Annotated in this window: 14 protein-coding genes; 11 read left to right on the top strand and 3 right to left on the bottom strand. The window is 64.2% G+C overall.

What is annotated here, in order from left to right; all coding sequences use genetic code 11:
- The first annotated feature begins 22 nt into the window (after positions 1–22).
- The 8 genes from DLM46_RS07600 (at position 23) to DLM46_RS07565 (ending at position 6,847) form a co-directional block, all read left to right on the top strand.
- Complete coding sequence (locus DLM46_RS07600) at positions 23–1,351, top strand: aspartate aminotransferase family protein (RefSeq protein ID WP_115100148.1); 1,329 nt, start codon at positions 23–25, stop codon at positions 1,349–1,351.
- 28 nt (positions 1,352–1,379) lie between these two features.
- A complete protein-coding gene (locus DLM46_RS07595) occupies positions 1,380–1,934 on the top strand; it encodes a carboxymuconolactone decarboxylase family protein (RefSeq protein ID WP_115100147.1) in 555 nt (184 codons plus the stop codon).
- 280 nt (positions 1,935–2,214) lie between these two features.
- On the top strand, positions 2,215–2,640 hold the full coding sequence (locus DLM46_RS07590; RefSeq protein WP_115100146.1) for an OsmC family protein: 426 nt from the start codon (positions 2,215–2,217) through the stop codon (positions 2,638–2,640).
- Positions 2,641–2,796: 156 nt separating this feature from the next.
- Positions 2,797–3,651 carry an isocitrate lyase/PEP mutase family protein gene (locus DLM46_RS07585; RefSeq protein WP_115100145.1) on the top strand — a complete coding sequence of 285 codons (855 nt, stop codon included), beginning with the start codon at positions 2,797–2,799 and terminating at the stop codon, positions 3,649–3,651.
- A gap of 173 nt (positions 3,652–3,824) precedes the next feature.
- A complete protein-coding gene (locus DLM46_RS07580; protein ID WP_115100144.1) occupies positions 3,825–4,463 on the top strand; it encodes a TetR/AcrR family transcriptional regulator in 639 nt (212 codons plus the stop codon).
- A 30-nt stretch (positions 4,464–4,493) separates the two neighbouring features.
- A complete protein-coding gene (locus tag DLM46_RS07575) occupies positions 4,494–6,074 on the top strand; it encodes an MFS transporter (protein WP_115100143.1) in 1,581 nt (526 codons plus the stop codon).
- A 173-nt stretch (positions 6,075–6,247) separates the two neighbouring features.
- Entirely contained in the window at positions 6,248–6,460 is a 213-nt protein-coding gene (locus DLM46_RS07570; protein WP_115100142.1) for a hypothetical protein, read from the top strand.
- A gap of 111 nt (positions 6,461–6,571) precedes the next feature.
- The gene (locus DLM46_RS07565; RefSeq protein ID WP_115100141.1) at positions 6,572–6,847 is read left to right on the top strand and encodes a YodC family protein; all 276 of its coding nucleotides are present in this window, start codon (positions 6,572–6,574) and stop codon (positions 6,845–6,847) included.
- Positions 6,848–6,884: 37 nt separating this feature from the next.
- Here DLM46_RS07565 and DLM46_RS07560 read toward each other — a convergent pair whose 3' ends face one another.
- Entirely contained in the window at positions 6,885–7,217 is a 333-nt protein-coding gene (locus tag DLM46_RS07560) for a superinfection immunity protein (protein ID WP_115100140.1), read from the bottom strand.
- Positions 7,218–7,375: 158 nt separating this feature from the next.
- Between DLM46_RS07560 and DLM46_RS07555 the strand changes: the two genes are divergently transcribed.
- Together DLM46_RS07555 and DLM46_RS07550 are read left to right on the top strand one after the other, a co-directional pair.
- Positions 7,376–8,839: a M20 family metallopeptidase gene (locus DLM46_RS07555; protein WP_115100139.1), complete on the top strand. Its 1,464-nt coding sequence runs from the start codon at positions 7,376–7,378 to the stop codon at positions 8,837–8,839.
- A gap of 547 nt (positions 8,840–9,386) precedes the next feature.
- Positions 9,387–10,274 (top strand): crotonase/enoyl-CoA hydratase family protein, encoded by an 888-nt coding sequence (locus DLM46_RS07550; RefSeq protein WP_115100138.1) that lies wholly within the window; start codon positions 9,387–9,389, stop codon positions 10,272–10,274.
- A 75-nt stretch (positions 10,275–10,349) separates the two neighbouring features.
- On the opposite strand, the gene pdeR is transcribed toward DLM46_RS07550, so the two are convergent.
- A complete protein-coding gene (gene pdeR / locus DLM46_RS07545; protein ID WP_115100137.1) occupies positions 10,350–12,353 on the bottom strand; it encodes a cyclic di-GMP phosphodiesterase in 2,004 nt (667 codons plus the stop codon).
- A 192-nt stretch (positions 12,354–12,545) separates the two neighbouring features.
- A complete protein-coding gene (locus tag DLM46_RS07540; RefSeq protein ID WP_425273968.1) occupies positions 12,546–17,174 on the bottom strand; it encodes a DEAD/DEAH box helicase in 4,629 nt (1,542 codons plus the stop codon).
- 247 nt (positions 17,175–17,421) lie between these two features.
- Here DLM46_RS07540 and DLM46_RS07535 point away from each other — a divergent pair, with 247 nt between their 5' ends.
- A complete protein-coding gene (locus DLM46_RS07535) occupies positions 17,422–18,477 on the top strand; it encodes an aldo/keto reductase (protein WP_115100135.1) in 1,056 nt (351 codons plus the stop codon).
- Positions 18,478–18,780: the final 303 nt, after the last annotated feature.

Below are 18,780 nucleotides of genomic sequence, written 5' to 3'. Positions count from 1 at the left end.
AAGGAAAAAACAAGGAAACGCCATGTCCACCGTATTTCACCGCTCGCCGAAGCAGTCGTTGCCGGTTGCCGTCGCCGGCGAAGGCATCGAAATCATCGACTCCACCGGCAAGCGCTATATCGACGCGTCCGGCGGGGCCGCCGTCTCGTGCCTCGGCCATAGCAACCAGCGCGTGATCGGCGCGATCAAGCGGCAGGCGCAGCAGTTGCCGTACGCGCACACTTCGTTCTTCACGACCGAAGCCGCCGAGGAACTCTCCGACCGCCTGGTGGCAAGCGCGCCACAGGGGCTCGAACACGTGTATTTCGTGTCGGGTGGCTCGGAAGCGATCGAGGCGGCGTTGAAACTGGCGCGGCAGTATTTCGTCGAGAAGGGCGAGTTGCAGCGCCGCCACTTCATCGCGCGCCGCCAGAGCTATCACGGCAACACGCTGGGGGCGCTGGCGATCGGCGGCAATGCGTGGCGTCGCGAGCCGTTTCTGCCGATCCTGATCGAAGCGCATCACGTGAGCCCCTGTTACGCGTATCGCGAGCAGCGCGCGGGCGAAAGCGAAGAGGCATTCGCCCAGCGTCTCGCCGACGAACTCGAACAGAAGATCCTCGAACTCGGCGCCGACACGGTGGCCGCTTTCGTCGCGGAAACGGTGGTGGGCGCGACGGCCGGCGCGGTGCCGCCGGTGCGCGAGTACTTCCGCAAGATTCGCGCGGTGTGCGATCGTTACGGTGTGCTGCTGATTCTCGACGAGATCATGTCGGGCATGGGACGCACCGGCTATCTGTACGCGTGCGAAGAAGACGGCGTCGCGCCGGACCTCCTGACCATCGCCAAGGGACTCGGCGCCGGCTATCAGCCGATCGGTGCGACGCTGGTGAGCGACCGGATTTACCAGGCGATCGTGGACGGCTCGGGCTTCTTTCAGCACGGGCACACCTATATCGGCCACGCCACCGCGTGCGCCGCGGCGCTCGAAGTGCAGCGCGTGATCGCCGACGAGCATCTTCTGCCCAACGTTCTCGCGCGCGGCGAACAGTTGCGCGGACGGTTGCGCGAGCACTATGCGCAGCATCCGCATATCGGCGATGTGCGAGGGCGGGGGCTCTTTGTCGGCGTCGAACTGGTGAAGGACCGCGCGAGCAAGACTCCGTTCGACGCGCAGCTGAAACTGCACGCGGCGATCCGGCGCGAGGCGTTTGCACGCGGGCTGATGGTGTATCCGATGGGCGGCACCGTCGACGGCAAGATCGGCGATCATGTGCTGCTGGCGCCGCCGTTCATCTGCACCGCGCGCGACATCGACGAGATCGTCGGTCGATTGACGGATGCGATCGGCGGCGCGCTGGCCTCAGCCTGACAACACTTCATCTTCTGCGAGATTTGCGATGACCGAGCGTTTGCCTCACTTCGACCGCTCCGATGCCACGCCCGAACAAAAGGCGGTGCTCGATGAGATTCTGTCCGGCCCGCGCGGCAATCTGAATGGGCCGTTTCTCGGCTGGATTCACAGCCCGGAACTTGCCCAGCAGGCGCAGCGTCTCGGCGCGTTCTGCCGCTACCGGACCGGCTTGCCGCTGCGCCTGTCGGAACTGGCGATTCTGGTGACGGCAGCGCGCTGGCAGGCGCAGGCGGAGTGGTATATCCATTATCCGATCGCTCTCGAAGCCGGCGTGGCCGAAGCGGATGCGCAAGCGCTCCTGCAAGGGCGGCGCCCGGCCTTCGCCGATACCGACGATGCATTGATCTACGATTTCGCCAGCGAGCTGTACGACAACAAGCGGGTATCGGATGCGACGTATGCCAGGACCGTCGAGCGCTTCGGACATCAGGTGACGATCAACCTGGTCGGCCTGCTCGGCTACTACGCGCTGGTGGCGATGACGCTGAACGTGTTCGGCATGCGTGCGGTGGGGCAGGAGAGCTTGCCGTTCGCCGAGTAGCGGCGGCGCCACCGGGGTGTCGGCCTCGTCTTCGTGCAGCGCAGCTCGCGGCTTACTGCCCGCGACAAGCCGAACACAAGAAGACGGCTTCGCGGTCCGCATCGTCACGACGCTGGCACACAGAAGCGCCTATCATGAAGTTCGGTCCACGCCCGCGCCTGCCGCGCCGCGCGACACTCGCGATCGATGCCGAAACCGCAAGCACCCGGGCGGGACCGTTGCGGCGGGCATCACGTTCGGTTGCAGAGCGGCGCCACGCAGGGCACAACAGGAGAGAGCGATGAAGCGCAAGGCATCGGCAGTCTGGCAAGGCGGTCTGCAAGACGGCAAAGGCTCGATTTCCACTGACAGCGGCGTCCTCAAGGAGACCCAATACTCGTTTTCGACTCGCTTCGCGGATGGCATCGGCACGAATCCGGAAGAGTTGATTGCGGCTGCGCATGCGGGTTGTTTTTCGATGGCGTTATCGGCGGAATTGGGCAAGGCCGGCATCACGCCCGAACGTATCGGCACCACGGCAACCGTCACGCTCGACAAGGACGGCGGTGGCTTTTCGATCACCGCGGTGCATCTCGACGTGGCGGTGAAGATTCCCGGCGGCGACAGGGCCGCGTTCGACAAAGCCACCGCGGACGCCAAAGCGGGCTGCCCGGTATCGAAGGTCTTGAACGCAACGATCACGATGGACGCGAAGCTCGAAACCTGAGCCCGCGGTTCTGCTGCTGCGAAGGCATGCAAGGCCGGCGGGCGGGCGGAACTCGCCGCCGGCACAGACTTGTCGACCGATGTCGACCCACTTTCACGACACTACGCCTGCGCGCCTTGCGGCGTGGCGCTGTCGTCGTCTTTCATGGAACCGTCAATGACAACGCAAACAGAAAAGGCACGGCAATTCCAGTCTTATCACGCGGCCAACGAGGCCTTCATCATTCCGAATCCGTGGGACATCGGCACCGCGCGGCTTCTGGCGCTGGCCGGCTTCAAGGCGCTCGCGACCAGCAGCGCCGGCTACGCGTTTTCGCGCGGCTTGCCGGATAACTCGATCGGCCGCGCGCAGATGATGGTGCACCTCGCCGAGATTGCCGGCGCGACCGATTTGCCGGTGAGCGCCGATCTGGAGAACGGTTTCGGCGACGCCCCGGAAGACGCCGCCGAAACGATCATGCAGGCGGCGGCCGCGGGCGTGGTCGGCGGTTCGATCGAGGATGCGACCGGCCGCGCGGACGACCCGATCTATCCGTTCGAGGCGGCGGTGGAACGCGTGCGCGCGGCGGCCGAGGCGGCTCGCTCACTGCCGTTTCCGTTCACGCTGACCGCGCGCGCCGAGAACTACCTGGTCGGCCGAGCCGATCTCGACGATACGATCCGCCGTCTCTCTGCCTATCAGGAAGCCGGCGCCGACGTGCTCTACGCGCCGGGTTTGAAGACCCGCGAAGAGATTGCCGCGGTGGTCGGCGCACTCGAGCGGCCTGTCAATGTGCTGATGGGGTTGCAGGGCGTCCTGCTCAGCTTCGCCGAATTGCAGGCGCTGGGCGTGCGGCGGGTGAGCGTGGGCGGGTCGCTCGCGCGTGCGGCGCTGGGCGCGTTCCTGCGGGCGGCGAATGAGATGCGCGATCACGGCACCTTCAACTACACGCAAGACGCCGCGAGCGGCAACGAGATCAATCAGCTGTTTGCGAGCGCGGAGCAGAAGTGGGGCAAGCAGGCCGCTAAATGACGAAAGGATGGCGGCAGGCTGACGTTTGTGCCACTGCCGCCTCTTGCGTCAAATCCGTGAAGGCGCCGTCGGCCGAGCCGCTGGCGCAGGAGGCGGGTGCCTGAATGCTCTGGACGCCGCCAATTTCTGGTCATGCCTTGATTTATTGAACGGATAGTCATAATATCCGTCACATGAACCAATCTGGCAATTCCGGCAAATCGGCGAAAAAAGCGGGCGAGGTCTGCCCGCGGGGCAGGCCGCGCGAGTTCGACACGGACACGGTGCTGGCGAGTGCGAGCCAGGTTTTCTGGAACCACGGCTATCACGCCACCTCGATCGACGACCTCTGCAAGGCGACCGGCCTGTTGCGCGGCAGCCTGTACGGCGTGTTCGGCGACAAGCACGGCATCATGCTGGCCGCGCTCGATCATTACGCGGAGGGTTCCGTGGCGCGGCTGGCCGAACGGCTGAACGCGCCGGTGCCGCCGGAAGAGGCGCTGCGCAACGCCATGCTGCATTATGCGCGGGTGGCGAGTGCGCTGACGGGCGAGCGCAGCTGCTTCATCACCAACACCACGCTCGAGATGCAGCCGGGCGACGAAGCACTGCGCACGCGCGTCGCGGCGATCCAGCGGCGTATGGCGACCTTGCTGGCGGCGTCGGTGATCCGCGGCCAGGCGAGCGGCGCCTTCAATTCGACGCTCGATGAAAAAGCCGTCGGCGACTTCCTGTTGTGCGTCATGCAAGGATTGCGCGTACTCGGGCGGGTCGCTCATCGAGAAGACGCGCTAATCAATATCGTGGACGTCGCCATGCGCGCGCTCGTCTAATTTTTTTGCCTAATTTTTGAACGAACAGTCATGAATTGTGAAGCCATCAAGTCCGCTCCGGCGGCATTGGCGGGACCCGCCGCCTCTGCCGCCTCTGCCGCCTCCGCCGCCTCCGCCGCCTCCGCCGCCTCCGCCGCCTCCGCCGCCTCCGCCGCCGTTGCCGGCGCGGCGTGCGTCGCAGCCAAGACCGCGCCGCGCTTCGAGCGCCAGGGACTTGCGCTAGCCGTGCTGTTCGTCGGAGCGTTTCTTGCGCCGCTCGACTATTTCATCGTCAATCTCGCGCTGCCGTCGATTCACACGGGGCTGAACGCCACCGACGCGCAACTGCAACTCGTCGTCTCCGCTTACGCATCCGCGTATGCCGTGTTGCTGATCACCGGCGGGCGCCTCGGCGACCTGTTCGGCCGGCGCCGCATGTTCATGACGGGGATGGCGGCGTTCGTGGTCGCCTCGGCGCTATGCGGCTTTGCCGCCAGCGGCCACATGCTGGTGATCGCGCGGATCGTGCAAGGCGTGGCGGCCGCGGTGATGGCGCCGCAAGTGCTGGCGACGATCCGCGCGGTCGTGCCGCTGCATCGGCAGACCAGAGTGATGAGCTTCTACGGCTTCGTGTTCGGCCTTGCTTCGATCGTCGGGCAGCTCGGCGGCGGCGCGTTGATTACCTATCACCCGTTCGGACTCGACTGGCGCATCATCTTTCTGATCAACATCCCGATCGGCATTCTGGCGTTCGTCGGTACGTGGAAGTTCGTTCCGGAAAATCAGCCGGCCACGAGCACGGGTATCGACGTGAAAGGCGTCGCGCTGCTCTCCGCGGTGCTGCTGCTGATCATTTATCCGATGACGCACGGCCGCGAAGCCGGCTGGCCTTCGTGGACCTTCGTGATGTTCGCGCTTGCCGTGCCCGCGTTTGCGCTATTCGTGGCGACCGAGCGGCGGGTCGAGCGGCGCGGCGGCCATCCGCTGGTGGATCTGCAACTGTTCCGCAACCCGGCGTTCGCATTGGGCCTCGTGCTCGCGTTCCTGTTCTATTGCAACAGCGCATTTTTTCTGACCTACGGGATCTTCCTGCAAACCGGTTTGCACTGGACTCCGCTTGCTTCCGGCGTGGCCATCATGCCGTTCGCGATCGGCTTCGTGATCGGGCCGCTGAGCTCGCCGGCCGTGGTCAAGCGTATCGGCGGGCACGTGCTGACGCTCGGCTTTTCGATGATGACGGTGGGTTTCACGATCACGGGCTGGTCCGCCACGCACGCCGCCGCGCCGGACCCGCTGTTCTATTGCGGGCTGGTCTGCGCGGGCGTCGGTCATGGGCTGCTGCTGCCGTCGATCATGCGCATCGTGCTGCTGGAAGTGGTGCCGGAGAAGGCCGGTCTCGCGTCGGGCGTAGTGTCGTCGACCTTGCAGATTGGCTCGGCCTTCGGCACGGCGGCGATCAGCGGCGCGTTCTTCGGTGAGCTTGGCGGCCGTTCGACGCCTGACGCTTACGCACATGGGTTTCAGTACAGCCTCGCGATCAACGCGCTGCTGATGTTCACGTGTATCGGCTTGAGCGTGCTGCTGGTGCGACATCAGCAATCGGCATCGCGGCGGATGGCGGCACCGGTCTGATTGCGATGCCGCAAAAACGTTTTCAACCGCGGCGCCTAAAAACTTTTATGCACCTTAAACAAAGTGTGTTCGATGCATAGTGGATTTACCGATGAGTTTTCCGTTCACAGGTAATTTGGATTTTGATGGAGATCAGAATAAACCCGAATTAAATCGCCAGATGTGGATTAGTTATGACAAAACCGGGCGCGCATCTTTTGCACGCCGCTTTCGGTTGGCGCGTAACGATTCCTATCGTGCAGTGCCGCACGGGTGCTGGCTTGGCGCTGTTTTATGAAGGGTTTCCCCCGATTATCGAGGCGGCGGCAGGATGGCAAAAACATTCCAGTGCGGCTGAAAACGGTATCGATAAAAAAGCACTTGCGGCGGATAAATTCGATTGCTAATCTTGGCAAACTTTTTAGAGTTTTTCTTCAGTAGGTGGGGCGTGGTATTGCGTCCAGTAATGCGCGCCTCAATGGCTTAATGCCGCTCAACAGGTCCGTGGGGGATTGACTATGCTGACCGCTACCTTTGACGAATTCCAAACACAACCAGCCGCACGCTTCAATGCAGGCGACGTCGTCACGTTGAAGGAAGGCGGTGCGCGCATGACCGTGACCTATGCAGGTCCCGTGGCCCTCAATCCGGGGGACTGGCTGATTTGCGAGTGGTTCGACGAACATGGCGAACTGCGTCGCGAGATGTTTGCGCACGAGCGTGTGCGGGCCGAGCCGCGCTCGATTCCCGCGGCCTCCGTGCTGTGGAGCCGAATCGGCCGGACGGCAGCTTAACAGGCGAGCCACTTGCTCGTCGCCTGCTCGAGCTTATTCAAGGCTGCTTATGTTCTGCGCTATGTTCGGCGCGCTCACGCGCCGATGCGCGCTTCTGCACGCGCAACTGAAGCGCCGATGAAAACGCCCGCATCAGCACGGCTTTGCGCGTCTGGACGATTTCGCCCGCGACGTTCTTCGGCGGGTTCGGCTGCAGCGACCAGTAAAGCGCGAGCAGCCAGCCGAACCCGGTCCAGCCGACGCACGCGTTGAACAGCGCCAGCGTCAGCAGGTCATGGCGCTTGCGGCGGTCCGCCAGGATCGACGGCAGGAAATACAGCGCCAGCGCACACACCGCGGCGACCGCTTGAACGACGATGTTGCCACTCATGGCCGGCTCCCCAACACGCGACGTATGCTTCGATTGTCGCGCGATTGCGGCCTTTGCGCTGTGTCTCGCCCGTGAAAGTGCGGCGAGGGGTTCAGCCGGTTCTTCATCCGGACTATCATGGGCGTTTCGACTGAACAGAACCCGAACGGACCGCCATCATGACCTCCGACGAGACGACCCAGCAGGCGCAGCGCATCAATCACGACACGCTACGCGAATTCGTAGACCGCAAATGGAACGACGAGATCGTTCCCGCGCTGACGGACTACATCGCGGTGCCGGCCAAAAGTCCGGCGTTCGATCCCGAGTGGGTCAAGCACGGCTATCTTGAGCGCGTAGTCACCGACGCGGCGCGGTGGGCCGAGCAGCAGCCGGTGCGTGGTCTCAAGCTCGAGGTGGTTCGTCTGCCGGGCCGCACGCCGGTGATTTTCTTCGAAACGGCCGCCACCCGTTCGGGCAGCGAAGAAACGATCGTGCTGTACGGCCATCTCGACAAGCAGCCTGAGTTCGACGGTTGGCGCAACGACCTCGGACCATGGACGCCCAAGCTCGAAAACGACAAGCTGTACGGCCGCGGCGGCGCCGACGACGGCTACGCGATCTACGCCAGCCTGACCGCGCTCGCCGCGCTGGACGCGCAAGGCATCGAGCGTCCGCGCTGCGTCGGCCTGATCGAAACGTGCGAGGAGTCGGGCAGCTACGATCTGCTCCCGTATGTCGACGCATTGCGCGAACGGCTCGGCAAAGTGGGGCTCGTGGTATGCCTCGATTCCGGCGCGGGCAATTACGATCAGCTGTGGCTCACCACGTCGCTGCGCGGCCTCGTGTCCGGCGACCTCGAAGTCCAGGTGCTCGACGAAGGCATCCACTCGGGCGGCTACGGCGGCATTGTTCCGTCGAGCTTCCGCATCATGCGGCAACTGTTCGACCGTCTCGAAGACGCGTCCAACGGCAATCTGCTGCCGAAGGGTTTTCATTGCCCGATTCCGGCCGAGCGTTTGCGCGAAGCGGAGGCGACCGCCCATATTCTCGGCGACGATGTCTGGAAGAAGATTCCGTGGGCCTGCGGCCAGGACGGCGGCCAGGTGCTGCCTACCACCACCGATCCGCAAGAGGCCTTGCTCAATTCGACGTGGCGTCCGTCGCTCTCGGTAACCGGCGCGGCAGGCTTGCCCGCTCTTGCCGATGCCGGCAACGTGCTGCGCCCGCGCACCGCGTTCAAGCTGTCGCTGCGCTTGCCGCCGCTGATCGAGGCGGACAAGGCGGTCGCCGAACTGAAGGCGTTGCTCGAATTCGATCCGCCGTACAACGCGAAGGTGACCTTCAAGCCGGACGCCGGGGCGGCGACCGGCTGGAGCGCGCCCGATCTGGCGCCGTGGCTCGCCACGGCGCTCAACGACGCGTCGCGTCAGCACTATGGCGCGGACGTCGCTTACATCGGGCAGGGCGGCACGATCCCGCTTATGAACGTGCTGAAAGCCGGCTTCCCGCAGTCGCAGTTCATGGTGTGCGGCGTGCTCGGGCCGAAGTCGAATGCACACGGACCGAACGAGTTTCTGCACGTGCCGTATGGCAAGAAGCTGACGGCGGCGGTTGCCGAGGTGATCGCCGCCGCGCCTTGAGCGCGGCCTGGCTCCAAGTCGCATGGACGCTGAGCCGGCCGCTGGCCGGCTCGTTGGAAGTCACGCCGCGCAATCACGCGGCGTTCAGTCAATCGGATGAGCGGGCCACTGGCGCTCATCGGCGTTCGCTCACCGGCGTTCTCGTCGGCGTCATTCACGCCGTGTGAATTTCGTGCATCTGGCGGTTCTGTCTGAAAGCCCACAAATAACGAAAACAAATATTGGGAAGCTATATTTTCGATTGTCTTGCCTAATCGAAATCATTTCTTTTGCTTTCAATTCCGGCAAGAAATTCCGCATTTGCCCGGTCAGCAATTAACGGGCAGTCTGCTGGCTTCCTGCCGCCAATTTCGTCCATCTTTGCTGCACAAACGTTTGCGCGCGCATAGTGTTTCGCGCCACAGCGGGCCTCGCGCCACGGCTTTGCCTGGCGCGCCTTCGCGCATGCTTTGCTTTCATCTGTTGGTTATCCCGCTCCCAGCCAATTCCGGTCTGCTTTAGGCTCACATTGCAATGCCAGTGTGTAACCTTAAAAGGACCAGTCAAAATGAACCTTCTCAATCATCACGCCTGCCGCCCATTCCTCGAAGCCGGCAATCTGTCGCAAGTTTCCGCGTACTACGAAGAAGGACGCAACGTCATGTGGATGATGTTGCGTGCTCAGCCGCGTCCCTGTTTCAACCTCGAACTCGTGCACGACATACTGGGTCTCGCGCAGGCAGCGCGAGAGTCCGGCTTGCAGATCGACTTCTGGGTGACCGGCTCGATGATTCCGGACATATTCAATGCCGGGGGCGACCTCGATTTCTTTGCCGACGCGATCCGCTCGGGCAGGCGCCATGAGCTGATGGCTTATGCGCGTGCCTGCGTCGATTGCGTACACGCCGCGGCGCGCGGCTTCGATACGGGGGCGATTTCGATCGCGATGGTGGAGGGCACGGCCCTCGGAGGCGGCTTCGAGGCTGCGTTAGCGCACCATTTCCTGCTCGCGCAGAACGACTCGCGCATGGGGTTTCCGGAGATCGCGTTCAATCTGTTCCCGGGCATGGGCGGCTATTCGCTGGTCGCGCGCAGGGCGGGCATGCGTCTGGCCGAAGAGCTGATCGGCATGGGCGAATCGCATACGGCGGAATGGCACTTCGGCAAGGGACTGGTCGACCAGCTGTTCGAACCGGGTGACGCCTATCTGGCGACGCGCACCTTCATCGACACGCTCAAGCCGAAGATGAACGGGATTCGCGCGATGCTGCGGGCACGCCAGCGCGTACTGCAACTGTCGCGCAGCGAGCTGATGGAAATAACCGAAGATTGGGTGGACGCCGCCTTCACGATCGAGGAGAAGGACCTCGTTTTCATGGAGCGGCTCGTGATGCTGCAAAACCGCCGCACGGCCAACCTGCGCCAGAGCGCGGCCAGCACGGCCAGTTTCGCCTGAATCGATCCGGGTCCCACCATCAATGAGCCGCGGTGAGCGGCCCCCAAGGGGACTTCCCGCGGGGCGTGCGGAAGCTCAGGCAATCAGTCTGAGCTTCTGCCTGTCCTTCAGCCAGCGTTCGAATTCCGCGACCGGCATCGCCTGACCGTACAGGAAGCCTTGCACGTATTCGACGCCCAGCCCCCTCATGAACATCTCTTCCGATTCGGTTTCGATGCCTTCGGCGACCACCTTGAAATTCAGCTCCTGAGCGACTGCCACCATCGAGCGCACCAACGCTTGCGCTTTGGTGTCCGCATTGATCGAGCGCACGAAGCTGCGATCGAGCTTGACGACGTCGAGCGGAATGCGGCCCAGTTGCGACAGCGACGAATAACCGGTGCCGAAGTCGTCCAGATGGACCTGCGCGCCGAGCTGACGGAATTGCTTGATCAGATCGATCGCGGCTGCTTCGTCCTCGATCAGGCAGCTCTCGGTGAGTTCGAGGTCGATCAGGCACGGGTCGAGACCGGCGCGTTGCAGCGCTTCGGTGAAATGCCGGACCACGGCGGTATCGACCAGTTGCCGCGCCGACACGTTGATCGCGACGCGCAGGTTGTAGCCGTCCGCCTTCCATTTGGCGGCTTGCTTCGCGGCCGTTTCCATGACCCAGCGGCCGAGCACGCCGATCAGCCCGGATTCTTCTGCATAACGGATGAATTCGGCCGGCATGATCTGTCCGCGTTCCGGCGAATTCCAGCGCACGAGCGCCTCGACGCCTTGCACGGCGCCGGTGGCGAGCGACAGCTTCGGCTGATAGTGCAGCGTCAGTTGACCTTCTTCGAGGCCGCGCCGCAGGTTGGTGTCGAGCCACATGTACTCGGCGACCTTGCGGTTCATTTCCGGCGAGAACACGCGGTAGGTGCGCTTGCCTTCGTCTTTGGCGACGTACATCGCCGTGTCCGCCGAACGGATCAGCGATTCGAGGCTGTCGCCGTGCTCCGGATAGAGCGCGATGCCGATCGAGCAGCCGGTGTAGACCTCCACCAGCCCGAGACTGAACGGCGTGCGCAGACGTTCGAGAATGCGCTGCGCGGTGCCTTCGAGGTCGTGGGCGGTGCCTTTGGCGGCGAGCACGATGAACTCGTCGCCGCCCAGACGCGCGAGCGTGTCGCCTTCGGTCAGGCAGGTACTGATGGCCGCCGATACGTCGCAGATCAGCCGGTCGCCGAATACGTGGCCGTAGTGATCGTTGACCTTCTTGAAGTTGTCGAGATCGAGGAACAGCACGCCGACCGATTCGCCTTCGCCCGCCTCTTCGATGGCGGCGCGAATCTTGTCTTGAATCGCATTGCGATTGGCGAGTCCGGTCAGCGAATCGGTGTTCGCGAGTTCGGTGAGCCGTTCCTGCGCGTTTCTTTCTTCGGTGATGTCGGTGCCGGAGCAGATCAGGAACTGTTCTTCGACGCCGCTGCCGCTGTGCACGAACTTGTTGCGAAACAGGAAGAGCCGCTCGCCGAGCACGGTTTTGACGCGCCGTTCGACTTCATACGCGACGCCGCGATTGAAGAAGCTCGCGATATTCTGGCTCGACGCCGCGCCGGCTTCGGAAGACATGAACAGCGCCCACACGTTGCGGCCGACGATGTCTTCCTCTTTGACGCCGGTGAGTTCTTCGGCGAGCCGGTTGAAGCGCTGTATCCGGCCATGCCGGTCGACGATGACGACGACCGAGTTGACTTCGGAGACAACCTGTTCGGCGAACGAAAGACCATGGACCAGATCGCGGGCGACGGATTCGGTGTCGTCGTAGGCCGACGCCGTGCCGGCCCAGGTGTTGCTGTTGAGTTTTTTACCGACGAGGTGCAGACGCAACGGTTCGCCGAACAGGCGCACGTCGAGGATGAGATGCGAGGTGACGCCGGTGAGGCAGCGGATTTGCGATGCCTGCTGAGGATTCAGCGGAATGGCGACATTGGCGGGCACGTCGCCGGTAACGGGGGTGAGCTCCAGCGCGTTGCTGTCGCTCGATAAACGCCAGCAAGGACTGCTCGTGCCGAACTGCGCATAAAGCACCTGGTCGTGTTGGTCGTCGTTCATGAGATCCCCGGGCGGACTGTGCCTGCGGCGGCGGCCCTGTAGCGATTGCGGGCTGACGGCAAACTTTCTTCATCAGACGTAAGATTTGTCCCATTGTAGCGAAGCAGCTGGCGTTCGCGCTCGTAAACATTAACGGTAGGGTTGGCCGCGGCTTTAGGGGTTCGGTATGGGCCAGGCTGGCGCGGTTTGTGCTCAGACCCGTCGAACCAGCCACCCCCGAGCCCGCTCCCGCTCGGCGGAGATCGCCTCGACCGAAGGTTGAAACCAGAAAACCCCGGCGACCAGAGTCGCAACAACCACCCCGTCACGATACAAAATCCGATTTCCCGCGACAGCGGGCACCCGGTCCCCCACCAGAAGCGTCCCCGCAAGATTCAAAGGATCCGTGCCCGAGACACAGACAAAAGCACCATCGTTCGCATGTCGGCGGACTTCCCGCAATAAAGGAATGGCCTCCGGCAAAGCAAACTGCTCTCCGGCAAGACCATTCACGAACCGCCCGCCGCGAATGACCCCGCGCGCTTCGAGCCGCTGAAACACGCGCAACACATCCCGCCATGGCGGCAGCCACTCCGCTTCGCGTTCGAGCAAACGCCAGAACACCACGCCGTAGCGCCGCAACAACGTCATCGCGATATGCTCGAGCACCTCCGGCGCAAGCTGCTGACGCCGCCCCGGCAAATCCTCCGCTCCCGCGGCGGCCCCCGCGCGACGGCTGACCAACGCCCATCGCCCGGCATCGTCCATCCCGCCGATCAGCGCGCTCGGCCTGCCGCGCCGGCTGCCCGGAAACGCGCGACGTTTGGCGGCGGGTTTCAACAACGCACGCAATCCCGCGAAGCTATCCGAATTCACGAGGCCGGCGGCAACCAGTTCGCCCAGCGCGTGTTCCAGTTCCAGACGCAACACGTGCACATCGGTCAGCAATTCGTCGAAGAACATCGCCCCGTGCTGCCGCAGCGCGTCGTACACGTCCTGCGCACGCGCGGACAACTCCGGCTGTTTCGACTGATCGATCAACGCGCTCCACACGCCCACCTGACGCCGCGGCAGCAGCACGATCGGCGTGCTGCGCACCGGCCCGCTGGCGCCGCGCGCGCGTTCGGTCAGACGCGTCCAGACCAGCTTGCCGGCGCGGCACAATTCGTCAAGCGAAGTATTCGAATAGGCTTTCACGCGCGCAGGCAGAATGTCTTCCTCCCACGCGCCGGCCGCGGCCTGGAAACCTTCCAGTTGATCGAGCACCGCTGCAAGCGCTTCGCGTCCCTCACTGCGCGTATCCGGTGTCAGATGCTGCCACTCGAACAGAAAACGCATGAAATCGTGCCGCTCCACCGGTTCGATCTCGCGCCGCAAACGCTTGACGGTGTAGCGGTGAATCCGCGCCAGCAAATGACGCTCGCACCACTGTTCTTCCGTCGCGCCCGGCGTGAAGCGGCCGCGCATCACGTAGCCCTCGGCTTCGAGGCGCGTCAGCGTCTGTTCAATCGATGCAGCAGGCAAGCTCAACGCCAGTGCAATCGCTCGCACCGACAGTGGGCCGAAGCCGGTCAACCGCGCGCGCAGTACGTCGAGCAGCGCATCGCCGGCGCTCCAGGCGTCGGTGTAGCCCTTCGGCGCTTGCAGCTGCGGTTCGCACGGCGCGCCGGGATAGAGCGCCTGCAAGCAGGTGAGGCGTTCGGCGGGCAGCCACAGCGCGTCGCCGGCTGCGATCTGCATGCGCGTCGCGCGGCCGGATTCGGCGAGCGAGCTCAGCCACGCTTGCCAGCCTTCGTTGGCGCGCACTTCGGCGTCGGTGATGCACGCAAGGCCGCTCAGCGCTTCATGCATCTCGTCGGCGTTGCGCGTCTGCGGCCACGCTTCGTCGCGTACGCTGTCGATCGCGTCGGCGTCGAGCGCACCGAGGTCGTCGGCGGAAGCAGGATCGGTCCAGCGGCGATTCAGCACGGCTTGCGTGCGGCGTTCTTCGAGCGGTGCGTCGTCGAGATAGGCGTACGGTTTCGCGGTGAGGATTTCGGCGGCGAGCGGCGAGGGCGCCGGTAAGTCGCGTGCAATCAGCCGCACCTCGCCGTGTTCGATACGGCGCAGCAGCGCCAGCCAGCGCTCGCTGTCCATCGCGTCGTGCAGGCAGTCGTCGACGGTTTGGTCCACTAAAGGATGGCGCGGCAATTCGCGCTCGCCGACGATGTTCTCCAGACACGCGGCCTGCTCGGGAAATACGCTCGCCAGCAGATCTTCGCTGCGCATGCGCTGCAATTGCGGCGCGGTCTTGCGCCCGCCGGTGTAACGCGGCAACCCGAGCGCGACGGTCGCATTCCAGCGCCAGCGCACCCCGAATAGCGGCGCATCGAGCAGCGCCTGAATCAGCAGATGCTCGGCGCTGTTCGAATGCAGATAACGCCACACTTCGTCGAGTACGAACGAATGGCTGCCGGTCAGCGACAGCACGATCGCGTCTTCAGTCGCGGCGGCTTGCAGTTCGAAGTTGAAGGTGCGGCAAAAACGCTTGCGCAACGCAAGACCCCAGGCGCGATTCACGCGGCTGCCGAACGGTGCATGGATCACCAGCTGCGTGCCGCCGGATTCGTCGAAGAACCGTTCCATCACCAGCGTGTTTTGCGTCGGCAATACGCTCAGCGCGGCGCGCGCCCGTGCGAGATAGTCGACGATCTGCCGTGCGGCGGCTTCATCGAGACCGATGGTGTCGGCGAGCCAGCCGATCGCGCGTTGCAGACACGGCGTCGGCGAACGGGTTTCGGGCGGCGGCGCTTCGACGATTGCCTGCGTCGCCGTGTCATCGGCGGCACTCGCATCCGCCGCCATGTGCGGCGCCGCGCGTGCCGCTTTGCGCCGCGGCGAACGCGGCTCGCTTAGCGACCCCACCGCATCGGTATCGGCGTCTTTTCCGTCGAGCAAGCGGCCAATCTGTTCGCGCAGGCGCGCCACCGCGAACGACAGTTCGTCGCTGCGCCCCGGCGCTTCGCCGAGCCAGAACGGAATGTTCGGCGGCTGTCCCTGCGCGTCCTCGACCCGCACGCGGCCGCTCTCGATTCGCAGAATCCGGTACGACGCGTTGCCGAGCTGGAACACGTCGCCGGCGAGGCTCTCGACCGCGAAGTCTTCGTTGACGGTGCCGATATTGACCGCCTGCGGTTCGAGCACCACTGCGTAGTCGGCGTTCTCGGGGATCGTGCCGCCGGAAGTCACGGCGACCAGCTTGCCGCCGCGCCGGCCGCGCAAGGTGCCGCTCACCACGTCGCGATGGAGGTACGCGCCGCGCGGACCGTTACGGCTCGTATAGCCTTCGACGAGCATGCGCAGCACGGCGTCGTATTGTTCGCGTTCGAGCCCGGCATACGGCGCCGCGCGGCGCATCAGGTCGAACAACGCGTCTTCGTTCCATTCCACGCTCGAGACTTCGGCGACGATCTGCTGCGCCAGCACGTCGAGCGGCGCGCGCGGAATCCGCAGCGCGTCGAGTTCGCCGCGCCGCACGCAATCGAGCAGCGCCGCGCATTCGATCAGATCGTCGCGCGAGGTCGGAAAGAGCCGGCCCTTCGGCATGCCGCCGACTTGGTGACCCGAGCGTCCGACGCGTTGCAGGAACGGCGCGATGGCGCGCGGCGAACCCATCTGGCAAACCAGATCGACATCGCCGATATCGATGCCGAGTTCCAGCGAAGCAGTGGCGATCAGCACGCGCAACTCACCGCGCTTCAGGCGCTGTTCGGCGTCGAAACGATGTTCCTTGGCGAGACTGCCGTGATGCGCGGCGACCGCCTCCTTGCCGAGCCGTTCGGTCAGATGGCGTGCGGCGCGCTCCGCCATGCGGCGCGTGTTGACGAAAATCAGCGTGGTGCGGTGCAGGGCGATCAGTTCGGCGAGGCGGTCGTACACGCGCTCCCACACTTCGTTGGGCATGACCGCTTCGAGCGGCACGGGCGGAATTTCGAGCGCGAGATCGCGCTCCCGTATATGGCCCACGTCGACGATCGCGCACTCCGCCGGAATCTCGCTATCGATGCTCGCGCCGCCCACCAGAAAGCGCGCCACTGCGCTGACCGGCTTTTGCGTCGCCGACAGGCCGATGCGCGGCAGTCGCCGTTGACATAGCGCTTCGAGCCGCTCGAGGCTGAGCGCCAGATGGCTGCCGCGCTTGCTGCCGGCGAGCGCATGAATCTCGTCGACGATCACGGTGCGCACGGTCGACAGCATGCGGCGGCCGGAATCCGAGCCGAGCAGCACGTAGAGCGATTCCGGGGTGGTCACGAGGATATGCGGCGCGCGTTTTCTCAACGCGTTGCGCTCCTGCTGCGTGGTGTCGCCGGTGCGCACTGCGGTGCGGATCTCGAGCGGCGGCGAGCCGCGCTGCGCGAGTTCTTCGGCGATGCCTTGCAACGGCATTTGCAGATTGAGGCGGATGTCGTTGGAGAGCGCCTTCAGTGGCGAGACATAAACCACCAGCGTTTCGTCGGGTAACACGCCGTCGTTGGCGAGGCCCTGGTGCACGAGGTCGTCGAGTGCGGACAGGAAGGCGGTGAGGGTCTTGCCCGAACCGGTCGGCGCGGCGACCAGCGTCGAGCGGCCGCTGCGGATCTGCGGCCAGGCGGCGGCCTGCGCATCGGTGGGAGCCGGAAAGGTTTTGCGGAACCAGCCGGCGACCGCCGGATGGAAACCATCCAGCGCGCCGGTAGTGGACGAGCTTCCGGTTGCACTTTCGGAGGTGCGTTCAGTTGCGCCTTCAGTTGCGCGAGGGCGCGCACCGGAGGCGGTGGCAGAAGCGGTGGCGGAAGCGGACGCGGAAGTCGAGACCTGAGTCATGCTTGCGTAATTTGGAGCGTGACGTGCCATATCCAGAGGGCGGCGAGGGCCGGGCCATTGCGAGATTCAGCTGGCAGTCTGGCAGGTTTTCGCGGGGTTTGCCGAGGGCCGCTTATGCAGCCGCTCATTCAACCGCGTATTCAGCCGGGTGTGCTGCCGCTCGTGCGATAACTCGTAGGGTATCGCGCAGGACGTCGGCAACTGCAGTACGCTGTACGGCTCACCCATCCGCGATGGAGATTCGGTAATGCGATACAACCAGTTAGGCCGTACCGGTGTGTTTGTTTCAGAACTATGTCTGGGCACGATGACCTTCGGCGGCGGCGAAGGCATGTGGCGGCAGATCGGCGATCTGCAACAGGCGGACGCGGAGCGGCTGGTCGGCCGCGCGCTCGACGCGGGCATCAATTTCATCGACACCGCCGACGTCTATGCGGAAGGCCTGTCCGAACAGATCACCGGCCAGGCGCTGAAGAACCTCAAGGTGCCGCGCGACAAAGTGGTGGTGGCGACCAAGGTGTTCGGCCCCACGGCGGAATTTCCGAATGCGCGCGGGGCGTCGCGTTATCACATCATCGACGGTATCAAGGCGAGCCTGAAGCGCCTGCAACTCGATCACGTCGATCTGTATCAGATCCACGGCTTCGATCCGGCCACGCCGATCGAGGAGACCGTGCGCGCGCTCGATACGCTGGTCCGGCATGGTCACGTGCGCTATGTCGGCGTGTCGAACTGGGCCGCATGGCAGATCGTCAAGGCGCTGGGCATTGCCGAGCGCCTCGGCCTTGCGCGGTTCGAAACGTTACAGGCGTATTACACGCTGGCGGGCCGCGACCTCGAACGTGAACTCGTGCCGATGCTGCAGAGCGAGGGACTTGGGCTGATGGTCTGGAGTCCGCTCGCGGGCGGCTTGCTGAGCGGCAAATATGGACGCGAGCAGCAGGGCGAAGCAGGCAGCCGCCGCACGACGTTCGATTTTCCGCCGGTGGACCGCGAGCGCGCGTATGACTGCATCGACGTGATGCGCGGCATTGCCGAAACGAAGCACGTTTCGGTCGCGCAGATTGCGCTGGCATGGCTCCTGCATCAGCGCGCGGTGACCACGGTGATCGTCGGCGCGAAGAAAATCGAACAGCTCGACGACAACATCGCGGCCACGCAAGTCTCGCTCACCGCCGACGATCTCGCGAAGCTCGATCAGGTCAGCACGCTGCCGGCGGAATATCCGGGTTGGATGCTGACGCGCCAGGGCGAGGCTCGCCGCGCTCAACTCGAACAGGTACGTCATCCGGTACAACGTTAGATCGAATCTGCTGCGCCAACCGCGTTATAGATAACAACCAGATTGCGGCGTGGAGTTGGCGCAGCTGATCGTCACATTGCTCAGTGAGGGGCAAAGGCAGGCGTCGTCCGCGGCGGGATTTCCCGGTGCCGGTCCCCGGGTGCCGATCCCCATATATCCCGCTGCCCAGTCGATACCGTCGAGCCTCAGGTGCCGGACCTCGCAGGCTCGCAATCCCATTCTCGCCAGGATCGGCAGGATGGCATGGTTGCGCAACTCTTTCCCAATATTGTCAGGCAGCAAGTTCGCGCGTGCCGTCGGTTA

The sequence above is a fragment of the Paraburkholderia lacunae genome, assembly GCF_003353175.1.
Classification (GTDB): Bacteria; Pseudomonadota; Gammaproteobacteria; order Burkholderiales; family Burkholderiaceae; genus Paraburkholderia; species Paraburkholderia lacunae.
The sequence above is the reverse complement of the archived record's forward strand: the minus strand, read 5'-3'. Positions and strand labels throughout refer to the sequence as shown.

What these genes read in the sequence shown, in the direction of transcription:
- DLM46_RS07600 (WP_115100148.1), top strand. Translation starts at nt 23, where the DNA reads ATGTCCACCGTATTTCACCGCTCGCCGAAGCAGTCGTTGCCGGTTGCC.
- DLM46_RS07595 (WP_115100147.1), top strand. Translation starts at nt 1,380, where the DNA reads ATGACCGAGCGTTTGCCTCACTTCGACCGCTCCGATGCCACGCCCGAA.
- DLM46_RS07590 (WP_115100146.1), top strand. Translation starts at nt 2,215, where the DNA reads ATGAAGCGCAAGGCATCGGCAGTCTGGCAAGGCGGTCTGCAAGACGGC.
- DLM46_RS07585 (WP_115100145.1), top strand. Translation starts at nt 2,797, where the DNA reads ATGACAACGCAAACAGAAAAGGCACGGCAATTCCAGTCTTATCACGCG.
- DLM46_RS07580 (WP_115100144.1), top strand. Translation starts at nt 3,825, where the DNA reads ATGAACCAATCTGGCAATTCCGGCAAATCGGCGAAAAAAGCGGGCGAG.
- DLM46_RS07575 (WP_115100143.1), top strand. Translation starts at nt 4,494, where the DNA reads ATGAATTGTGAAGCCATCAAGTCCGCTCCGGCGGCATTGGCGGGACCC.
- DLM46_RS07570 (WP_115100142.1), top strand. Translation starts at nt 6,248, where the DNA reads ATGACAAAACCGGGCGCGCATCTTTTGCACGCCGCTTTCGGTTGGCGC.
- DLM46_RS07565 (WP_115100141.1), top strand. Translation starts at nt 6,572, where the DNA reads ATGCTGACCGCTACCTTTGACGAATTCCAAACACAACCAGCCGCACGC.
- DLM46_RS07560 (WP_115100140.1), bottom strand. Translation starts at nt 7,217, where the DNA reads ATGAGTGGCAACATCGTCGTTCAAGCGGTCGCCGCGGTGTGTGCGCTG.
- DLM46_RS07555 (WP_115100139.1), top strand. Translation starts at nt 7,376, where the DNA reads ATGACCTCCGACGAGACGACCCAGCAGGCGCAGCGCATCAATCACGAC.
- DLM46_RS07550 (WP_115100138.1), top strand. Translation starts at nt 9,387, where the DNA reads ATGAACCTTCTCAATCATCACGCCTGCCGCCCATTCCTCGAAGCCGGC.
- pdeR (WP_115100137.1), bottom strand. Translation starts at nt 12,353, where the DNA reads ATGAACGACGACCAACACGACCAGGTGCTTTATGCGCAGTTCGGCACG.
- DLM46_RS07540 (WP_425273968.1), bottom strand. Translation starts at nt 17,174, where the DNA reads ATGACTCAGGTCTCGACTTCCGCGTCCGCTTCCGCCACCGCTTCTGCC.
- DLM46_RS07535 (WP_115100135.1), top strand. Translation starts at nt 17,422, where the DNA reads ATGCGATACAACCAGTTAGGCCGTACCGGTGTGTTTGTTTCAGAACTA.